Here is an 18,930-nt window from a genome sequence, read left to right on the forward strand (position 1 = left end):
CCGGTCGTCGGGGCCCACCCGCACGTCAGGAGGGATCGGCTCGGCCGGGCGCCCGTCACCAGCGGTACCAGCGGCCCCGCCTGCCATTTGCCGTCGGCCGGATCAGGAATCCGAGCAGCCAGACAATCAACACGATGACGGCGATCCACCACAGGGCCTTCAGCGCAAAACCCGCGCCGAAGAGAAGCAGGGCGAGCAGAAGGACGAGAAGAATGGGAACCATGATTATCAACCTCCGAGACATCCTGTGCCCCAGAATCCCGGCTCCATTCTCCCGGTCTTACAGAATTTTATGAAGCCCCCTTCCTGTGCGCGGTTGTGCGGCGGGCCCGGGTTCGCTGGGGCGGGCAGGCGCCGCGTCTTGCCCGGCACCCCGCCTACGCCGTACCTTACTTCTGAGTAAGTTTACTTTGGAGTAAGGAGATTGCCTTGGGCGCGTACCAGACGGTCCTGGTCGGAACGGACGGCTCGGAGTCGTCGTTCGCCGCGGTCGCGAGCGCGGCCCGCCTTGCCACCGCCTGCCAGGCCGGACTCGTGATCGCCTGCGCGTACTCCCCGATGCGCGGGAGCGATCTCGCCGTGGCGCAGGACCAGTTGGGCGCCGATGCGTACCAGGTGGTGGGATCGGCGCCCGCCGAGAGCACGTTGCGTACCGCACGGGACACGGCCCGCGCCGAGGGCGCCGTGGAGGTGCGGACCGTCGCGGTGGAGGACGAGCCGGTTGCGGCCCTGGTGCGGGTGGCCCGGGAGAGCGGGGCCGACGTGATCGTCGTCGGCAACCGGGGGCTGCGCTCGCTGGCCGGACGCATCCTCGGTTCGGTGCCCTCGGACATCGCCAGGAAGGCGGGGCTCGACGTACTGATCGTGCACACCACATGAGCGTGGGCGAAGCGGCGCCGGGCGAGGCGGGCCCCCGCGAAGGAGACGGTCCGGGCACGGTTCCGGCCGAAGCGGCGCCGGGAACGGCCGGCCCCTCCGGCGGAGACGGACTCGGCACGGTCATGGAGGAACTGCTTCTCGGCGGCGGACGCCTGTGGACACGACCGGAGATCGCCGAGCGGTCCGGGGTGCCGCCCGAGCGGTTGACGCGGATCTGGCGCGCGCTCGGGTTCCCGGTGGTCGGTGACGGCGCGAGAGTGTTCACCGACGCCGACATCGACGCGCTGAGGGCGGGCGAACGGCTCATCGCCGCGGGCATCATCACGCAGGAGAGCGAGACGATGATGGCCCGCGCCCTGGGCCATCATCTCTCCCGGCTCGCCGACTGGCAGATGCACACCCTCTGGAGCTGGCTCGGCCGTGACCCGGACGCCGTGGGTGACGAAGCAGCCCTGATGGAGCATGCCGCGGCCCTCCTGCCCGAGCTGGAGCTGCTGCAGCGGCATGTGTGGCGGCGGCACCTCGCGGCGTACGCCGGCTGGGGGCCGGCCGAGCCGGTGCGTGAGAGCACGCCGGAACCCGACGGCGCGCTCCCGCCGTACGAGGGCGCGGACATCCGTGAACTGGCCGTGGGCTTCACCGACATGGTCGGGTACACGCGGATGACCCGCGGACTGGACAGCCGTGAACTCGCCGACGTCCTGGACCGGTTCGAGAGCCTGACGGGCGACGTGATCGCGGACGGCCGGGGCAGGGTGGTGAAGACGATCGGCGACGAGGTGCTCTTCGTCTGCGACTCGGCCTCCGCGGCCGCGGGCATCGCCCTGGAGCTGACGGCACGGGCGCAGCGTGAACCGAGCCTGCCGCCCGTGCGGACCGGCCTGGCCCACGGCCCTGTCCTGAACCGGTTCGGTGACGTCTACGGAGCCGCCGTGAACATCGCGGCCCGGCTGACGGCAGTGGCCCGCCCCGACACCGTGCTGGTCGACAAGGCCTTCGCGGACGAACTGGCCGGTACGCCGGCGTACGACCTCAAGGTGCTGCGCCCGGTCTCGGTGCGCGGATACAGCAGGCTGCGCCCCGTACTGCTGCGGCCCGTGCGGGCGCGGTGAAGCCGGTGGCGCCTCCTCGGACGCGGTGCGGGACGGCCGGAGCGCCGCGGGAGGTGACCGGTCCGTCGGCCGCAGCTGAGGACCGCCTGTCCGGCGCACACCTGGCGGCTGCGCCGAGACGTCCTGGTGTGCGACTCGGCCTCGGCCCGCCGTCCTGCCGGGGGCGGGCCGAGGTGCGGTCGAGCGGGTGGGTGGTCAGTAGCCGACGGTGAAGCGCCGGCGGTGGTGGCGGGGCTGTTCGATCTCGTCGAGGAGGGCGACGGCGTAGTCCTCGACGGAGATGGCGCTGTCGCCGTTGTCGTCCGTGACGAGGTCGTCCAGGGCGGTCCGGTAGCTGCCGGTGCGGTCGCCGGGGGCGATGGTCGCCGCGGGGCTGAGGTTGGTCCAGTCGATATCGGTGACCGTGCGGTAGTGGTCGAGGGCGTCGCCGTGGGCGTGCATGATCTGCAGGAGGAAGTCGGGCAGGCCGGGGGCGTCCCAGACCTGCTTGCCGTCGGGGGTGCGCAGCGAGCCGGCGCCGCCGACGGCGATCAGGCGGGGGGCCCGGGTGCCGAGGGCGCGCAGGCCCTCGGTGAGGGCTTCGGCGGCGGGCCGGATGGTGGCGAGATGGCCGGGGCCGTCGCCGCCGCCCACGGCGCTGACGACGACGTCCTGGTCCTTCGCGGCGGCGGTGACCGACTGCGGGTCGAGGACGTCGCCCGTGGTGACGGTCAGGCTGGCGTGCCCTTCGGTGATCTTCGCGGGATCGCGGACGACGGCGGTGACGCGGTGGTTCCGGCGCAGGGCCTCGCGCACGATGGCCGAGCCGATGGTGCCGTTGGCGCCGAAGACGGCGATGTTCGTCATGGAAGTCCTCCGTGGTTCGTGGTGTCGGCGGTGCGTGGTTCGTGGTGTCGGCGTGCGGTGGGTCAGGTGGGGGAGCGGGGTGAGGGGGAGCGGGGTGGCTGTCGGGGGTGCCGGTGAGCTGGGCGGTGCTGCCGTCCGAGCTGTCCGAGCGGTTTACGGCACGAGGACGATGCGTCCGGGCAGGCTGCCTTCGGCGAGTCGGGCGTGGGCCTCGGCCGCGGCGGTCAGGGGGTAGGTCCTGGCGACGCGCGCGAAGAGCACGCCCAGGTCGGCCAGGCGGGCCAGGTCGGCGAGGAGGGCGGCGTCGGACTGGACGCTGACGGCCTCGACGCGGACGCCGCGCTCGGAGGCGGGTTCGCTGCCCGGCCACAGGCCGGCGTAAGCGCCGTCGTCGCGGACGGCGGCGAGCGCGGCGGCACCCAGGTTCGCGGTGTCCAGGACGCCGTCGAAGGACGCCGGCTCGAAGGTCGTGCCACGGGGCAGGAAGTGATCGGCGCCCCGGGCTCGGACGAAGTCCTCGAAGGCCGCGCCGCCGGCCCCGGTGACCTCCAGGCCCCGCTGGTGGGCCAGTTCCACCGCGTGGGCGCCCACCCCGCCGTTCGCGCCGACGACCAGCAGGCTCTGCCCCGGAGTCAGGCCGAGCAGGTCGAGTGCCTGGGAAGCGGTCGTGGCGTTCAGCGGCAGCGTGGCGGCATGGACGTCGTCGAGGGAGGCGGGGGACGGGGCGAGGACGGCGGCGTCCACGACGATGTAGTCCGCGTGAGTGCCCAGCGGCTTGTGGTGTCCGGTCACCACCGCGAAGACGCGTTCGCCCACCTGCCGGCCGGCGCCGGGGCCGACGGCGTCGACCACACCGGCCACGTCGAAGCCGAGCCCGACGGGGCCCTGGCCGCCGAAGACGCCGGAGCGCATGGCGACATCCACCGGGTTCATCGCGGCGGCCTTCACCTTGACGCGCACCTGCCCCTCACCCGGTTCAGGGAGGGGGTGCTCGGTGATCTCGACGGCTTCGGGGCCCCCGAAGCGGGAAACGGTCGCGGCGCGCATGGCCATGCTCTTCCTCAAGAAGCGGGCGGGTGCCGCCCGGCGTTGAGCAGGGGCGACGTCCTGTCGCGGGTTCCGGCGAGAGTCCACGCGGTCCACGCCGGGATGATGTCCCGCTACACACCGATTGGTCGTTACGTACGTTTGGTGCGTAACCCCATGGTGCGTCAGCATGGGAAGGTCTACAAAAGGCACACGCGTGTGCGGAACCGGAAAGGCAGGTGCGTCATGCGGGCCGACGCGAAGGACGAGCGGGCCGCCGCGCTGTCGGGGCCGTGCGCCCGCTGGCCGGCCGAGCAGGGCGACACGATCCGGCAGATCGTGGACCGGGCCGGCGACAAGTGGACCGTGCTCGTGATCGGCACCCTGGAGCACGGCCCCCTGCGCTACACCGACCTGCAGCACGCGGTCACCGGCATCTCCCAGCGCATGCTCACCCACACCCTGCGCCAGCTCCAGCGCGACGGCCTGGTCACCCGAACCGCCTACCCCGAGGTGCCCCCGCGCGTCGAATACGCCCTGACCGACCTGGGCACCACCCTCCTCGACGCCGTCACCGCCCTCGTCGACTGGGCGGGTACCCACCACGACGAGATCCAGGACAACCGCGCCCGCTACGACAACGAGGCCACCGCCGGCTGAGGGCGAGGTTCCGCCCGCGCGAAGAGCGTCGAGCGTCCGCCGCGGGCGCCGGCGTCTACGCCCTGAGGCGCAGCCCGGTCCTGGCCGGCAGCGTGACCGCGAGCAGGGTCAGGCCGCCGACGGCCGCCGCGAGACCCCCGTACATCACCGGGGGCACGTACGGCGCGTCGCCGGTCACCCCGTTCATCATCGGAATCAGCGTGGCCGCGGCGATCGCCGAGCCGAGGGCCACGCCCGCCCCCGCGACCAGCAGGGCCTCCCAGCGCAGCATCGTCATCACCTGCCGCCTGGTGGCGCCGACGAGACGCAGCGCGCCCAGCTCAGGACGGCGGTCCCGAACCGTCATCACCAGGGTGTTGACCGCGGCGACGGCCGCGAAACCACCGAGCACCGCGGCCATGGTGGTGTTCATCCAGGCGCCCAGCTCCGCCTCCGCGTTCCGCTCGGTGGCGTAGCCGGAGGCGTCGGTGACCCGGCCCAGGGCGGAGAGCGCCTTCGCCGAGCCGCCCCGTACCAGCAGCGTGCTGTCGAAGCCCGAGGTGACGTGCCCGGCCAGCGACGCGCGGTCCATGGTCACCGTGGCCAGGCCGAGGCCGCGGCCGTAGACCGCGACGATCTCGGGAGCGGCCTCGGTCCCGTCCGGGAGATAGAGCGGAAGCCGGTCGCCGACGCCCACGTCCGCCGAGTCCGCCAGGGTCCGGTCGATGGCGATGCGGCCCGCACCGAGCCGGTCGAGGCTGCCGTCCCGTACGTCCAGATCCTGGACCTTCGCGAGGGCGGCGCCGGAGCCGGTGACGCCCTGGGTGGCCGCACCCTGCAACGACGCGAACTCGCCCGAGCCGGTCGGCACCAGCACCTGGGTGTTCAGCAGCCCGACGGACGTCTCCACACCCGGCGCGCGGGCCGCACGGGCCACCGCGTCCACCGGGAGCCCGGCCGGGGCCGTCACCACGTGGTCCGCGGTGATGCCCGCGCGCACCTGCTTGTCGGCGGCGTGGTTCTCGCTCGTGTGCATGAACAGGAGGGTCGATGAGAACGCCACGGCGAGCACGATCGGGGTGATCGCGGAGGCGAGGCGGCGGGCGTTGGCACGGGAGTTGGCCGCCGCGAGTCCGGCCGCCGGGCCCGCGCCGCGCAGCGGCAGGCCGAACAGCCCCGCACACAGCCGCGCCACCAGCGGGCCGAGCAGCCCGGCGGCGAGCATGAAGAGCATGACGACGCCGAGGGCGGCGCCGGCCGCGTCGTCCCCCGCGGAGCGGGCGGACACGCCCGTGAGGATCGTGCCGCCGACGAGGGCGGCGGCGCCGAGGAGGGTGCGGATCAGTCCGGGCCGCAGCCGCTCCACCGACGCCTCCGACAGCGCCTGCCCCGGCGCGATCCTGGCCGGCCGGCGCCCGGCGATCCAGCCCGCGCCGAGCGCGGTGAGCAGGCCCAGGACGACGGCGGCGAGCAGCGGGAGGACGGAGACGTGCAGGTCCACGGCGCGCGGGACCGCACCACGGTCCTGAAGCTGCCCGAACCACCAGTGCGCGAGCCCGATGCCGGGCAGGCAGCCGGCGATTCCGGCGAGCGGTGCGACGAGCAGCGCTTCGGAGGCGACCGCACGGCGCACCTGTCGCGGGGTGGCGCCGATGGCGCGCAGCAGGGCGAAGGAGCGGGCCCGCTGACCGACCGAGAGCGCCACGGTCCCGGCCGCGGTGAAGACGGCGACGATGGCGGCGATGCCGCCGAAGGACCCGCCGATCCCGAAGAGCGTCACCTTGGCGGACGCGAGGCCCGGTTCCTCGACGGCTCCGCGCTCGTCACCGGTGTGGACCTGGACACCGGAGCCGGCCAGGGCCCGCCGTACGGCGTCGCCGAGGGTGCCGGCGTCGGTGTCCTTCTCCGCCAGCACCACGACGGCGTCGGCCTTGCCGGGGTGCCCGGCGAGGACGGGGGCCTGGGCGTCGGCGAACCAGGCCGTGCCGCCTGTGCCGCCTGTGTCGCCGGAGTGCGGGGCGTCGGTGAGTCGGGTTGCGCCGTCTGTGCCGCCGGAGTGCGGGGCGTCGGTGAGTCGGGTTGCGCCGTCCGCGTCGCCGGGGTCCTGGGCGTCGGTGAGTCGGGCCGTGTCGCCTGTGCCGCCGGAGTGCGGGGCGTTGGTGAGTCGGGTTGCGCCGTCCGCGTCGCCGGAGTGCGGGGCGGCCTCCGAGGGACCCGCCTCGGCGAGGCCTGCCACGCGGAAGTCCCGCTGCCCGGCGGCGGTCTCCAGTGCGACGGTGTCGCCCACGGAGGCCCGAGTGGTGCTGGCCGCATCGGCGTCGAGCACGACCTCGCCCTCGTGGGGCGCGGAGCCGGAGGTCAGCGAGGCGCCGGTGAAGCTGTGCGAGCCCCATCCGTGCGCGGTGAGCGCACCGCCCCGCGCGTGCACCGGGAAGGTGAAGTCCGCGACGGCGCCGGCCGCGCCCGGCGCCCGGGCGGCCTTCGCCACCAGCCCGGCGTCCAGCCGGGCGGTGTCCGGCAGCGGCGTCGCCTCCTTCTCCAGGTCCTCGCCACTGCCGGTGACGACGTACTCGTTCTGGTCGGCCGCCACGACGACCGGCGCGGCGGCGTACCGTTCCGGTGGTACGGAGGCGCGCAGGCCGGTCTCCAGCAGGATTCCGCAGGCGGAGACGATCAGCGCGGACATCAGCAGCGCGAGGAAGGTGCCCGCGAAGGACGCGGGCTTGAAGCGGATGGCCTCACGGGCGAGTCCGTTGGGACGCCTCATGCCGCCATCCCGGCCGTCGCCCCGGCGCGGGCGGACCGTGCGGTGAGCGCGGCCACCCTGGCCGCGATCCGCTCGGCCGAACCGCGTTCGACGTGGTCGGCGAAGGCACCGTCGGCGAGGAACAGCACCCGGTCGGCCCAGGCCGCCGCCGCGGGGTCGTGGGTGACCATGACGACGGTGGCCCCCAGCGAGTCCACCGCGTTGCGCAGGAAGCCGAGGACCTCGGCGGCGGTGCCGGTGTCGAGCGCGCCGGTGGGTTCGTCCGCGAAGATCACGTCGGGGCCGGTGGCCAGGGCGCGGGCGACGGCCACGCGCTGCTGCTGGCCGCCGGAGAGCTCCGCGGGCCGGCGCCGGGCCTTGTCGGCGAGTCCGACCTGGGTGAGGACCGCCCGCGCCCGGTGCCGGTCCTGGCGCTGCCCGGCCAGGCGCATGGGCAGCAGCACGTTCTGCTCCACGGTCAGCGACGGCAGCAGGTTGAACGCCTGGAAGACGAAGCCGAGGCGGCTGCGGCGCAGCTCGGTGAGCGTGTTCTCGTCCATGCCGGTGATCTCCGTACCACCGACACGCACCGAACCCGCCGACGGCCGGTCGAGCCCGGCGGCGCACTGGAGGAACGTGGACTTGCCGGACCCGGACGGGCCCATGACCGCGGTGAACGTGCCGCTCGGCAGGGCCAGGTCGATGCCCACGAGGGCGTGCACCATGCCGGCCCCGCGTCCGTAGTGCCGCCGGGCATCGCGCAGTTCGACCGCGAGACCTGGCGTGGCGGCCGGGCCCCCGGACCCGTGGCCCGCCTCCGGCCGGCCCTCCGCCCTCCCACGCCTGCTCCTGCGTAGCCTCATCTTCCGGTCTCCCTCACACGTGCGTTTCTCCTACGGGTGGAGAGTGCGGGGAAGGCTGCGCGCGGGGCGTCGTACCCGGGAGCCAACGTGGCTGTGCTACGTCGGTAGGGGGTGGGGGAGAACGGGTGCGAACCGTCCGCTCGGCCGGCACCAGGTTCTGCGCGATCTGCCTGTCCCTCGCCCACATTCGGATCGCCAGGGTCCGGGAATTCCTTCAGGACGGACATGCGCATCCCGGCGATTTCGATCCGCTCGCGCACAAACTGTACGAGTGGAATGGGGTGCGTCGGCACGGCGAAATAGGACTACGCCCATCGGCATCCATGGACGCCTGCCGCACCTCGGACGGGCATGCGCCTGCGGCGGCCGGTATAGGATTCCGGTGATCACATCCCTGGCGGGAGCGGACTGGTGGAAATACCCATGACAGCATCCCTGACGTGCAGGAAGACCGCGTCTCTCGAAGCGGGATCCGTCTACGCCTGGGAAACCGCAGAAGGTGTCACCGGGAACATCCTGGTCGATCTGGAGGGGTCGGTCGCCCGCCCCTGCACCCTGGAGGGGATAACCCTCGGCGACATGCTCCTCGATAAAAACGTCGGGAATGTGGAAAATCCCGATCCGGACTCGAAGCTCCGCCATGCTTTCCTGATCGCGGCATCGGCGATCTTTCAAGAAGGGGAGCGGCAGGGGAAACTGCCGGGCAGGATCACGCGTACCTATTGGTAGGCGCACGTTTGTGGGGGTTGAGGTGCCGGGTGTGACGTGGCAGGCCGTGCGGGGGCTTGTGGCGGTGGTGGAGCGAGTGGCTCCTCGGGGCGGGGGGTGGGAGGAGCGGGTGCCCGTGGCAGGGGTGAGGGTGTCTCGGGTGCGGGCCCGGCAGCTGTGGATGGTGGTGGGGATGTGGGAGCGGGCGTTGCGTACGGAACGCCTGCGGGGGGTGGGGGACGGGCCGGTGCAAGGGCTGTTCGACCGGCCCGTGCTGCGGGCGTTCTGGGACCTGGCGTGCGCGGGGGAGCTGCGTGCCCTTCAACCCGGCCGGGGGCGGGAACGTGCCTTGCCCGTGGCCACGTTGCGGATCGTGCGGGACTGCCTGGGGATCATGGCGGGGCTGGTGGTGCCCGAGGGGGCCACGGTGGCGCTGCCGGTGGTCGAGCAGCCCGAACCCAAGGCCGTGGTACGGGTGGAGACGCTGGGGGACGTGTACCGGGGGCTGGTGGAGCTGGCAGCAGGGGGCCCTCTGGAGCGGGAGGGCAGGACGTTGTCCTTCCAGGACCGTACGCGACTGCTGGCCATGGTCTGTCTCGTCCTGGACACCGGCGCGCGATCGGGAGAGCTCGCGGCGCTCCGCCTCGACGATCTGCCACCCGGCGAGCAGACCGTCGGACTGCGGCGCCGGCAGCAGAAGGCGCCCCCGAACCGCGCCGAGGAGATCGCCGAACTCGCCGGCGTCGCGCCCTCGTCCGTGCGCGCGGTGCTGTGGGGCCAGGGCCACCGTGTCTCCGAGTCGCTCTCTCGACGGGTCGAAGCCGCCCGCGACCGGCTTGAGCCGCTGCCCGACACCGAGTGGTACGCACTGCGGCCCGGTACCCAAGTGGCCCTGCGGCGCTGGTTCGAGGTGCGCGAACGGCTCGTGGAACCCCTCCGAGGGGGGCGCACCGCGCTCTGGGTCACGCTCGTCCCCACCAAGGCCGGGCCTCCCGGCATCACCCTGCGGCACCAGGGGCTGACGCAGGCCTTCGCCCGTGGCATGACCGCGCTGAACTGGGTCATGGCAGGCCGGCCCGGCTGGGAACCCATGCCCATCCGCATGGAGCAGTTGCGCCGTGCCCTCACTCCCGAACCCCTCCCCGTCGCCGAGACCGGTAAATAACGTGACCCCTGCGCGCGCGGTCTGCTCCGCAGACTCATCGCGCCGTCGCTACGCGACGGTCGGCAGGTGCTTTCCCCGCCGCTCCGCGGCGAGCCCGGCACACACGTCTCCGCCGCTCCGCGGCGAAAAGGGGGAGCCGATCCCCTCAGGTCCGAACGGTTCCGTTCATCCGTCCGGTCCGTTCCGGAGCGCTCCGCGCTCCCGGGGCGCGAGAGTCGGTGCCGGGCCCGATGCCGGGCGCGCCATGTTCGGGCGCGCCATGTTCGTGTGCCGTATGGGCGAGTTCCCACCATGGGTGGGTTCCCACCGTCGGCGGTTTCCCCTTTCCCTTGGGTGAGGGCAGGCCGGACGCCTCGGCTTCCTACCCGTGCGAGGCGTGCTGCGAGGGGCCCGCCAGGCCGTTCTCGTACGCCAGGATCACCAGGTGGACCCGGTCGCGGGCGTCGAGTTTCGCCAGGAGGCGGGTCACGTAGGTCTTGGCCGTCGCGATGCTGATGGTGAGTTCGTGGGCGATCTCGGTGTTGGTCAGGCCCGCGCCAATGAGGGCCAGGACTTCCTTCTCCCGGTCCGTGATGCCCCGCAGCCGGCCCGTGGACGCGGTCGTCGCGCTGGACGCCGGCGGCTGGGCGGTGAAGTTCTTGATCAGGCGCCGGGTGATTCCCGGGGCGATCAGCGCGTCCCCGGAGGCGACCACTCTGATCGCCCCGAGGATCTCCTCCAGGGCCATGTCCTTGACCAGGAAACCCGCCGCCCCGGCGCGCAGCGCCCCGTACACGTACTCGTCCTCGTCGAACGTCGTCAGGACGATGACCTGTGTCGCCGAGGGGCCCGCCGCGATCCGCCGGGTCGCTTCGATGCCGTCCATGCCGGGCATCCGGATGTCCATCACGATGACGTCCGGCGCCGCGTCCTCCGCGAGCCTGACCGCCTCCGCCCCGTCACCGGCCTCGCCCACGACCTCCAGGTCGTCGGCCTGCGCGATGACCATGTGCAGCGCGGTCCGCACCAACGGCTGGTCGTCCACCAGCCCGACCCTGATCACCGCGCACCCCCTCGCCCAGGAACCGCCTCCGCGTCCGCGCGGGCGGACGGGGGGAGAGGGCGAGGGTGGCCGGCGGCGCGGTGGGCGGGCCGTGGTGAGGGTGCGGCGGCGGGCATCAGGCCATCGTAGTGCGGCCCGCCCACGGCCACCTCTTCCACCCGCGGCCGCCCCTCCGTCCCGTGCCTCCCGCGAGCCCACCGTCAGCCGTCGGGAAGCAGGTTGACGGCCGAGCAGTTCCAGCAGTCGGCCTCCACCGGCAGCAGGTACTGCTCCGCCCACAGCCCGGACGGCCTGTCCCCCACGCTGTTCGTCTCTCCGCATGTCTCGCAGCGGTACTCGTCGTCCATGCCCCGCTCCCTTCTGCGCAGGGCCGCGAGCCTGGCACCCGTTCCCGGCGGACGACAGGGCCCCCGGGCGCGGTTGAACAGCCGTCCGACACCATCGGACAGCCACACGAAGCATCCGCATCTCCCGCACCAAAGGTCCACTTCTGCCCCACCACACGTCGACAGCGACGCACATGCCCCTGCCCCCGCAGGGGCTTCGGTCGCTGAACCGGAAGGGCATTCCCCCAGGTCACAAGCCCGACGGGGTGCGGCGAGCGACCGAAGCGACTCTCATCTCCCATATATCCAGGCCATGAAGGAGTCCGCCGTCGTTCTCATAGACCGGAACTTCGGTCGCTTCAGTCGCTGTTGACGGGGCGCCGGACCTCTCCCATCTGGGGTTTTGCCGTCCGAGCGAGGTAGCGACCGAGCGAAGTCCGGTCGCTGCGCGCGGTGGTGGGCGCAAGATTTTTGGCTGTGTCATCGATCGACAAGCTGTTTTAGTCTGTGTTCATCGAAGGGTCGCTTCGGTCGCTCTGGGGGGATGCGGATGCTTGATGACCTGCGACGTCATCACACTGACGCATGGCGCGGCACCATGCTCGGCACCACACGGCTCGCCACCGCGCTGTGGTGCGCCGAGCAGGGCTGGCCGGTTCATCCGCTGCTCCCGGGGCGCACGACCCCCCTGGCCAACTGCACCGCCTGCCGCACCCCGGGACACACCCCTGCCGGCTGCCCCTGCACCGCCGCCCACGGCTGGTGCCACGGCTTCCACGCCGCCACCCTCGACACCGACCGCATCACCCGCTGGTGGACGGACAACCCCGACCACGGAGTAGGCGTCGCCTGCGGCCCCGCCCGCCTCGTCGTCGTCGACATCGACGCCCGCCCCGCGCCCCCGCCCGCCCGCGACCGGATCTGGCCCGGCATCGAGATCGACGACACCGTCGACCTCACCGGCCTGGCCAACGGCTTCGACACCCTCGCCGTCCTCGCCGCCCTGCGCGGCCAGGACAGCCCCGCCCACGACACCCGCACCCTGCGCGTACGGACACCCTCCGGCGGACTGCACGTCTGGTACCGCGCCGACGACACGCGCCACTGGTGCCGCTCCTCGGGCAACAGCCCCCGGCACGCCCTCGCCTGGCAGGTCGGCATCCGCGCCCACGGCGGCTACGTCGTCGCCCCCGCGACCACCACGCCCACCGGCACCTACGAGCCCCTCGACGGCTCCCCGACCCCTGCCCCGCTGCCCGGCTGGCTCGCCGTCGAACTCGAACGCACCGGCCACCACCGCCCCCACGTTCCCCACCCCCGCGGCCCCCGCCGAGCCCCCGCACGCGCCCAGCAGGCCGTACGAGCCGCAGGCGCCGGGCACCAGCGGATCACCCGGATCATGGTCACCGCCCTGCAGGAGATCCACGACTGCGGACGCGTCCACGACGGTGCCGGCTTCACCGCCGCCCTCAACAGGGCGGCCCACACCTTAGGAGGACTGGTGGCCGCCGGTCATCTCACCCAGGACGCCGCCACCCAGGCCCTGCGCGAAGCGGCCCACGCCGCCCGCCCCGGAGAGGACCGGCGCTCCATGCAGATCATCGCCGACGGCATGAGCACCGGCCTCGCCCGCCCCTTCACCCCAGGCGGGCAGCGGTGAGCGCCCCCACCACCCCGCCCCCCGCCACCGGACCCGCAGCGGGCACCTTCGACGCACACGCCGTCGCCGCCCAGATCCTCGCCCGGTCCGCCACCATCCCCCACCAGGACCCCAGCCCCCTCGCCGCCCACGGCACCGCCGGAGTCACCGACCAGGGCCTCCTCCCCGACACCCTCACCGACCGGGGCAACGCCAAACTCTTCGCCCGCCTCTACGCCCGCGACTACCGCTACGTCCCCGGACTCGGCTGGTACCGCTGGGACGGCTCCCGCTGGCAGGCCGACGAAGAAGAAACGGTTCTTTGGGCCGCCGGCGACCTCGCCGAAACCCTCGCCACCACCGACATCACCGGCCGCCACACCCCCCACACCCTCCTCCAGCACCGCCGCCGCGCCCTGTCCACCACCGGCATCAACGCCATGCTCGTCCAAGCCCGCAGCGCGCCCGGCATGACCCTCAACGCCGCCCTCCTCGACACCGACAGCTACGCCCTGTGCACCCCCGGCGGCATCGTCGACCTGCGCACCGGCCGCACCCGCCTGCCCGACCCCGACAAGGACTTCCACTCCCGCTCCACCACCACGGCCGCCAGCCACATGGCGACACCCCGCTGGCACCGCTTCCTCGCCGACACCTTCGGCGAGGACACCGACGGCCGGCAGATGACCGACTTCCTCCAGCTGCTCCTCGGCTACTCCATCACCGGAGACGTCGGAGGCCAGGTCATGCCCTTCCTCTTCGGAGCCGGAAAGAACGGCAAGTCCGTCCTCCTCGACGTCCTGATGAAACTCCTCGGCGACTACGCCGACGCCGCGCCCCCCGGCTTCCTCATGGCCCGCCCCTACGAAGGCCACCCCACCGACCTCGCCGAACTCCACGGCCGCCGCGTCGTCGTCTGCAACGAAGTCCGCCCCGGCGACAAATTCGACGAAGCCCGCGTCAAGCTCCTCACCGGCGGCGACCGCATCAAAGCCCGCCGCATGCGCCAGGACTTCTTCTCCTTCCAGCCCACCCACAAACTCTGGCTGCTCGGCAACCACCGCCCCGAAGTCGGCACCGGCGGCTTCGCCTTCTGGCGCCGCATGCGGCTCATCCCCTTCGAACGGGTCGTCAGCGACGAACGCAAAGTCGACAACCTCGCCGACATCCTCGTCACCGAAGAAGGCCCCGGGATCCTCGGCTGGCTCATCGACGGGGCCCGCCGCTACCTCTCCGGCGACCGCAACCTCACCGGCCCCGAACAGATCCGTGTCGCCACCACCTCCTACGCCGAGACCGAAGACCACACCGGCCGCTTCTTCGAAGAGCGCTGCACCCTCGGACACCACCACCGAGCCGAACAAGCACGCCTGTACGATGCCTACAAGAAGTGGTGCCAGAGCGAAGGGGCCCCGGCCATCACTTCCCGTGCCTTCGCGCAACGCGCCCGCGAACTGACCGGCCTGACCTCACCCAAGGAGATGGTCCTGTCGAACTCGCGAAAGTACTATCCGGGCATCGGTCTGCTCGCCGACGCGGAGGCCCCGTGAGCTCCCTGATCACCAACGACGAACTCACCCACGAGCACGACATCGTCTGGCTCGAATCCGTCGAGACCCTCGACTACGTACGCCAGTCGCTCGACCGGCTCCCCACCCGCCGAGGCCGACCGCCCTACTACCGCGACGGCCGCATGATCGGCTACGCCACCCTCACCCCCCAGGCCAAAGCCTCACGCGCCTCGGGAACCTTCCTGCGCCGCGTCTTCTGGCTCACCCCGAACGACCGCGACACCACCCCCGACGGCCTCTACGCCAGGGGCACCCCCGCCGAAGCGGTCGACCCGCGCACCGTCCACGCCCGCGAGAAGGGCCGGAAGACGCCCCGCTCCGAAGGCGACCGGCATGACGAAGGCGACCGGCACGACCCCGCACCGCCACCCCCACCGGCTTAACCCCCCGCCGGCTCGCTGACCCCCTGCCCCTGCCCCGGCGCCACCGGCAGCGTCGCCGCCACCCGGAATCCCCCCGACGGCACCCCGCCCGCCGAGAACTCGCCGCCCAGCAACGCCACCCGCTCACGCATGCCGATGAGCCCGTACCCCATCCCGGCCCCCGCCCGCTCCCCGGGACCCGATCCGCCGTCCGTGACTTCCACCCCCAGCTCACCGGACCCGAAGGCGATCACCACCCGGCACGCACCCGTCCCCGCGTGCCGGATGACATTCGTGACCGACTCCTGCACGATCCGGAACGCCGCGAAATCCACCTCCTGCGGCAACGGCCTGCGCTCACCCTCCCAGCAGACGTCCACCCGGACCCCCGCATCGCCTGCCCGTGCCGCCAGCCGCTCGATACCGCCCAGGCCCTCCAACGGATCCAACGGCGCCGCGGTGTCCCCGCCCTCGGCCTCCCGCAGCGCCCCCAGCATCCGGCGCAGCCCCGCCAGTGCCTCACGGCCCGCACGCTCCACCGCCACCATCGCCACCCGCGCCTCCTCGGGCCGCGCCTCCACCACCCGCGCCGCCGCCCCCGCCTGCAACGCGATGATCCCGATGCTGTGCGCCACGCTGTCGTGCAGCTCGCGCGCGATCCGCAGCCGTTCACCGGCCACCGCCTGCGACGCGATCCGCTCGGAGAACTGGCGCCGCATCTCCTCCTCGTACCTCCGCGACTGGTGCACCGAGCGGCCCGCCAGCCACGCCACCACCACCGTCAGCGCGACATACGGCTCCGACGCCGTCCCCGTCTCCGCGCCGCTGCCCCACCTCACCCCCGCGAACACCCCGAGCACCACCAGCGCCGCCCCCGCCACCGGCAGCGACACCCTCGGTGACCGCACCGCCGCCACCAGCGCGATCGCGACATCCACCGCCAGGAACTGCAGCACCGGCAGCTCGTCGAGCCCCCACGCCCCCGCATAGGCCACGGTTCCGGCCAGGAGCAGCGCCGAACCCACCCACGGCCGGCGCATCAGCACCGCACACCCGCCCCATGCCGCCAGCACCGCGCACACCAGCAGCAACTGCCCCCGGGGCCCACCCAGCGCGTCGGCGACCGGCCCCGGAGCAGCACCGCCCGTCCCCCGTCCCGGCCACACCAGCGGCGACAACGCCGCCAGCGACCACAGACCACCCGCCCACCAACCCGACGGCACACGACGAACCACAGCACGGTACGAGAAGGACATAAACGGATCGTAACCACGCCGCCCCGCCCGCCGGATCAGCCCACCGCCGTACAACCAGGGGTGACACCCCTGTTCAAACGGTGTCACCCTGGGCGTGATGACGCCTGGCGCGGCTCTCGCCATGATGAATCACATGATCGAAGCAAGGGAACTCACCAAGCGTTACGGACAGAAAACCGCGGTCAACGACCTCAGTTTCACCGTCGAGCCGGGCCACGTCACCGGCTTCCTCGGCCCCAACGGCGCGGGCAAGAGCACCACCCTGCGCATGATGCTCGGACTGCACCGCCCCACCAGCGGCTCCGTCACCATCAACGGACGGCCCTACACCGACCACGCCCGCGGCATGCGCGACGTGGGAGCCCTGCTCGACGCCCACCACGTCCACGGCGGCCGTACCGCTCGCGCCCACCTCGCCTCCCTCGCCGTCAGCAACCGGCTGCCCCGCCGCCGCGTCGACGAGGTCCTCGAAGAGGTCGGCCTCGCGGACGCCGGCAACCGCCGCATCGGCGGCTACTCCCTCGGCATGAAGCAGCGCCTCGGCATCGCCACGGCACTCCTCGGCAACCCGCCCGTCCTCCTCTTCGACGAGCCCCTCAACGGCCTCGACCCCGAAGGCGTCAAATGGGTCCGCGGCCTCTTCCAGCGGCTCGCCGCCGAAGGACGCACCGTCTTCGTCTCCAGCCACCTCATGTCCGAGATGGAGAACACCGCCGACAGCCTCGTCGTCGTCGGCCGGGGCCGGCTCATCGCCGCCGAAAGCCTCAAGGAATTCGCCGCGCGGGGCACCCAGCGCAGCGTCACCGTCCGCACCCCCAAGGCCGCCGCGCTGAACCCCCTCCTCAGCGACGCCGGCGCCACCGTCGAGACCCACCCGGACGACGCCCTCACCGTCCGCGGCATGAGCGCCCCCCAGATCGGCGACATCGCCTTCCGCCACATGATTCCCGTCCACGAACTCACCAACAACAACGCGTCCCTCGAATCCGCCTTCATGGAACTGACCGCCGACAGCGTCGAGTACGCGGCAGGAGAAGCCCGATGACCCTCGCCTCCACCGCCCCCGCCACCGAAACCCCCCGCACGCCCGAGGCCGAGCCCACCCCCCGGGCCCGCTTCACCGACCTCGTCGCATCCGAGTGGATCAAGGTGTGGTCGCTGCGCTCCACGGCGTGGACCATCGCCGTCGGCACCCTCGCCATCATCGGCTTCAACGTCTTCACCGCCTACGACGACTACACCAACTGGCCCGCCTGGAGCGCCCAGGACAAGGCCGACTTCGCCCCCAACTGGGCCATGCTCGACTCCTTCACCGACGCCGCCCTGCTCTGCCTGCTGCTCGTTGCCAGCGCCATGGGCTCACTGAGCGTCGTCGGCGAATACAGCACCGGCCAGATCCGCACCACCTTCACCGCCGTCCCCGACCGCAGCGCCGTCATGGCCGCCAAGGTCGTCGTCGTCACCGTCGTCACCACCGGATTCGGCCTCCTCGCCGCCGGCGGCTCCTTCTGGTCCACCCAGGCCATCCTGTCCGGACGCGGCACGGGCGTCTCCCTGGGCGACCCCGGCGTCCTGTCCGCATTCGCCGCCTGCGTCCTCGCCGCCCCCCTCGCCGCCCTCGTCGGCATGGCCGTCGGCGCGGTCATCCGGGCCAGCGCCGCCACCATGGGAACCAGCTTCGCCCTGCTCCTCCTCGTCCCCATGGGCGTCAGCGACGACCGCTACACCTCCGCCGTCATCGACCACACCCTGCCCTACAGCGCCTGGGCCCGACTCATGCAGATCACCGAGAAGCCCGCCCACTACCCCTGGTCCGCCGCGGGCGCCTGGACCGTCTACGCCGTCTGGGCCGTCGTCGCCGCCGCCGTCGCGATCTTCGCCGTCAAACGCCGCGACCAGTGACACCCCCACACGAAGGGCCGCTGCCACGCGCTACGGCAGCGGCTTTCCTGTGCGCCCCCATGCCCGCGTACGGCACGGCCGTCCGGGCCCCGGCCTGAACACGTACCGGTCACGCCCCCGCATTTCTAGGATGACGACCACCGCGACCGCCACCGCCGCCACGAGCGGCGCACCCCCGCGTGCCGGCGGACACCCCGCAGGAGCACACACCTCCCCCTTTCCGCTCCTCTCCTCGCGGAGGCACCGTGCACCCCCCCGACACCACGACGACCCCCGACGCCTTCGCGCGCATCACCGCACTCCTGACCGCCCGCCCCGGCGCGTACCGGATCATCCGGCACCCGCCCGAAGGATCCACCGAGGCCGCCAGCGCCCTGCGCGACCACCCCCTGGAGCAGGCCGCGAAATCCCTCGTCGTCCGCGTCGCCACCGGCAAACGCTCCCGCCGCTACGTCCTCGCCGTCGTCCCCGGCGACCGCCGGGTCGACCTCACCGCCCTCGCCGCCCGCTACCACGGGCGCGCCGCCAACTTCGCCGAACGGACCGTCGCCGAACGCCTCACCCGCAGCGTCAGCGGCTCCATCGCCCCCTTCGCCTTCAGCCGCGAACTCGACCTCCTCGTCGACGACGGCCTGCTCGTCCACGACGAGATCTACTTCAACGCCGGACGCCTCGACCTGTCCGTCGCCCTCGCCGTACCCGACTACGTCGAAGTCGCCATGCCCACCGTCGCCCCCATCGCCGCACCCGCGGCGGCCTGAGAACCGCCCCCGGTGTTCAACCGCCACCTCCGCCGCGGTTGAACACCGCCCCGCCCGGCGGGGCGGGGCCTGTTCAACCCGCCACCA

The 18,930-nt window shown here is 72.7% G+C and carries 19 protein-coding genes; 11 read left to right on the top strand and 8 right to left on the bottom strand.

The window, feature by feature from the left end:
• Nucleotides 1–55 precede the first annotated feature (55 nt).
• Complete coding sequence (locus ACWCXC_RS16215; RefSeq protein WP_450683202.1) at nucleotides 56–223, bottom strand: hydrophobic protein; 168 nt, start codon at nucleotides 221–223, stop codon at nucleotides 56–58.
• Between the two features lie 206 nt (nucleotides 224–429).
• On the opposite strand from ACWCXC_RS16215, the gene ACWCXC_RS16220 reads away from it, so the two are divergent.
• Both ACWCXC_RS16220 and ACWCXC_RS16225 read left to right on the top strand, forming a co-directional pair.
• A complete protein-coding gene (locus ACWCXC_RS16220; RefSeq protein ID WP_450683203.1) occupies nucleotides 430–879 on the top strand; it encodes a universal stress protein in 450 nt (149 codons plus the stop codon).
• A gap of 122 nt (nucleotides 880–1,001) precedes the next feature.
• Nucleotides 1,002–1,991 (top strand): adenylate/guanylate cyclase domain-containing protein, encoded by a 990-nt coding sequence (locus ACWCXC_RS16225; RefSeq protein WP_450889346.1) that lies wholly within the window; start codon nucleotides 1,002–1,004, stop codon nucleotides 1,989–1,991.
• Nucleotides 1,992–2,186: 195 nt separating this feature from the next.
• Here the strand turns inward: ACWCXC_RS16225 and ACWCXC_RS16230 are convergent, their stop codons facing one another.
• Together ACWCXC_RS16230 and ACWCXC_RS16235 are read right to left on the bottom strand one after the other, a co-directional pair.
• The gene (locus tag ACWCXC_RS16230; RefSeq protein ID WP_450889309.1) at nucleotides 2,187–2,837 is read right to left on the bottom strand and encodes an NAD(P)-dependent oxidoreductase; all 651 of its coding nucleotides are present in this window, start codon (nucleotides 2,835–2,837) and stop codon (nucleotides 2,187–2,189) included.
• Nucleotides 2,838–2,990: 153 nt separating this feature from the next.
• Nucleotides 2,991–3,884 carry an NADP-dependent oxidoreductase gene (locus ACWCXC_RS16235; RefSeq protein ID WP_450889348.1) on the bottom strand — a complete coding sequence of 298 codons (894 nt, stop codon included), beginning with the start codon at nucleotides 3,882–3,884 and terminating at the stop codon, nucleotides 2,991–2,993.
• Between the two features lie 225 nt (nucleotides 3,885–4,109).
• Here ACWCXC_RS16235 and ACWCXC_RS16240 point away from each other — a divergent pair, with 225 nt between their 5' ends.
• Entirely contained in the window at nucleotides 4,110–4,523 is a 414-nt protein-coding gene (locus ACWCXC_RS16240) for a winged helix-turn-helix transcriptional regulator (RefSeq protein ID WP_450683205.1), read from the top strand.
• A gap of 55 nt (nucleotides 4,524–4,578) precedes the next feature.
• Here the strand turns inward: ACWCXC_RS16240 and ACWCXC_RS16245 are convergent, their stop codons facing one another.
• Together ACWCXC_RS16245 and ACWCXC_RS16250 are read right to left on the bottom strand one after the other, a co-directional pair.
• Nucleotides 4,579–7,269 carry an FtsX-like permease family protein gene (locus ACWCXC_RS16245; RefSeq protein WP_450889311.1) on the bottom strand — a complete coding sequence of 897 codons (2,691 nt, stop codon included), beginning with the start codon at nucleotides 7,267–7,269 and terminating at the stop codon, nucleotides 4,579–4,581.
• Nucleotides 7,266–8,111 (bottom strand): ABC transporter ATP-binding protein, encoded by an 846-nt coding sequence (locus tag ACWCXC_RS16250; RefSeq protein WP_450889313.1) that lies wholly within the window; start codon nucleotides 8,109–8,111, stop codon nucleotides 7,266–7,268. Before ACWCXC_RS16250 ends, ACWCXC_RS16245 begins: the two co-directional genes overlap by 4 nt.
• A gap of 423 nt (nucleotides 8,112–8,534) precedes the next feature.
• On the opposite strand from ACWCXC_RS16250, the gene ACWCXC_RS16255 reads away from it, so the two are divergent.
• On the top strand, nucleotides 8,535–8,840 hold the full coding sequence (locus ACWCXC_RS16255; RefSeq protein ID WP_450683206.1) for a hypothetical protein: 306 nt from the start codon (nucleotides 8,535–8,537) through the stop codon (nucleotides 8,838–8,840).
• 115 nt (nucleotides 8,841–8,955) lie between these two features.
• The gene (locus tag ACWCXC_RS16260; protein WP_450889316.1) at nucleotides 8,956–9,984 is read left to right on the top strand and encodes a hypothetical protein; all 1,029 of its coding nucleotides are present in this window, start codon (nucleotides 8,956–8,958) and stop codon (nucleotides 9,982–9,984) included.
• A 361-nt stretch (nucleotides 9,985–10,345) separates the two neighbouring features.
• On the opposite strand, the gene ACWCXC_RS16265 is transcribed toward ACWCXC_RS16260, so the two are convergent.
• Nucleotides 10,346–11,026, bottom strand: a complete 681-nt coding sequence (locus tag ACWCXC_RS16265; RefSeq protein ID WP_450683208.1) for a response regulator — start codon at nucleotides 11,024–11,026, stop codon at nucleotides 10,346–10,348.
• Nucleotides 11,027–11,226: 200 nt separating this feature from the next.
• The gene (locus tag ACWCXC_RS16270) at nucleotides 11,227–11,373 is read right to left on the bottom strand and encodes a hypothetical protein (protein WP_450683209.1); all 147 of its coding nucleotides are present in this window, start codon (nucleotides 11,371–11,373) and stop codon (nucleotides 11,227–11,229) included.
• Between the two features lie 577 nt (nucleotides 11,374–11,950).
• Here ACWCXC_RS16270 and ACWCXC_RS16275 point away from each other — a divergent pair.
• The 3 genes from ACWCXC_RS16275 to ACWCXC_RS16285 are packed head-to-tail and all read left to right on the top strand — an operon-like array spanning nucleotide 11,951 to nucleotide 14,945.
• Entirely contained in the window at nucleotides 11,951–13,012 is a 1,062-nt protein-coding gene (locus ACWCXC_RS16275; RefSeq protein WP_450683210.1) for a bifunctional DNA primase/polymerase, read from the top strand.
• A complete protein-coding gene (locus tag ACWCXC_RS16280; protein WP_450889319.1) occupies nucleotides 13,009–14,541 on the top strand; it encodes a DNA primase family protein in 1,533 nt (510 codons plus the stop codon). Before ACWCXC_RS16275 ends, ACWCXC_RS16280 begins: the two co-directional genes overlap by 4 nt.
• Nucleotides 14,538–14,945: a DUF6009 family protein gene (locus ACWCXC_RS16285; protein WP_450889321.1), complete on the top strand. Its 408-nt coding sequence runs from the start codon at nucleotides 14,538–14,540 to the stop codon at nucleotides 14,943–14,945. The genes ACWCXC_RS16280 and ACWCXC_RS16285 overlap by 4 nt, the downstream gene beginning before the upstream one ends.
• On the opposite strand, the gene ACWCXC_RS16290 is transcribed toward ACWCXC_RS16285, so the two are convergent.
• Nucleotides 14,942–16,180, bottom strand: a complete 1,239-nt coding sequence (locus tag ACWCXC_RS16290) for a sensor histidine kinase (RefSeq protein WP_450889323.1) — start codon at nucleotides 16,178–16,180, stop codon at nucleotides 14,942–14,944. The two genes, ACWCXC_RS16285 and ACWCXC_RS16290, sit on opposite strands and share 4 nt — an antisense overlap.
• 133 nt (nucleotides 16,181–16,313) lie before the next feature.
• Between ACWCXC_RS16290 and ACWCXC_RS16295 the strand changes: the two genes are divergently transcribed.
• The 3 genes from ACWCXC_RS16295 (at nucleotide 16,314) to ACWCXC_RS16305 (ending at nucleotide 18,843) form a co-directional block, all read left to right on the top strand.
• On the top strand, nucleotides 16,314–17,225 hold the full coding sequence (locus ACWCXC_RS16295) for an ABC transporter ATP-binding protein (RefSeq protein WP_450683214.1): 912 nt from the start codon (nucleotides 16,314–16,316) through the stop codon (nucleotides 17,223–17,225).
• The gene (locus tag ACWCXC_RS16300) at nucleotides 17,222–18,082 is read left to right on the top strand and encodes an ABC transporter permease (protein WP_450889326.1); all 861 of its coding nucleotides are present in this window, start codon (nucleotides 17,222–17,224) and stop codon (nucleotides 18,080–18,082) included. The genes ACWCXC_RS16295 and ACWCXC_RS16300 overlap by 4 nt, the downstream gene beginning before the upstream one ends.
• Before the next feature lie 245 nt (nucleotides 18,083–18,327).
• On the top strand, nucleotides 18,328–18,843 hold the full coding sequence (locus tag ACWCXC_RS16305; protein ID WP_450683216.1) for a YbaK/EbsC family protein: 516 nt from the start codon (nucleotides 18,328–18,330) through the stop codon (nucleotides 18,841–18,843).
• Nucleotides 18,844–18,930 lie beyond the last annotated feature (87 nt).

The organism is Streptomyces sp. NPDC001515, assembly GCF_053597115.1.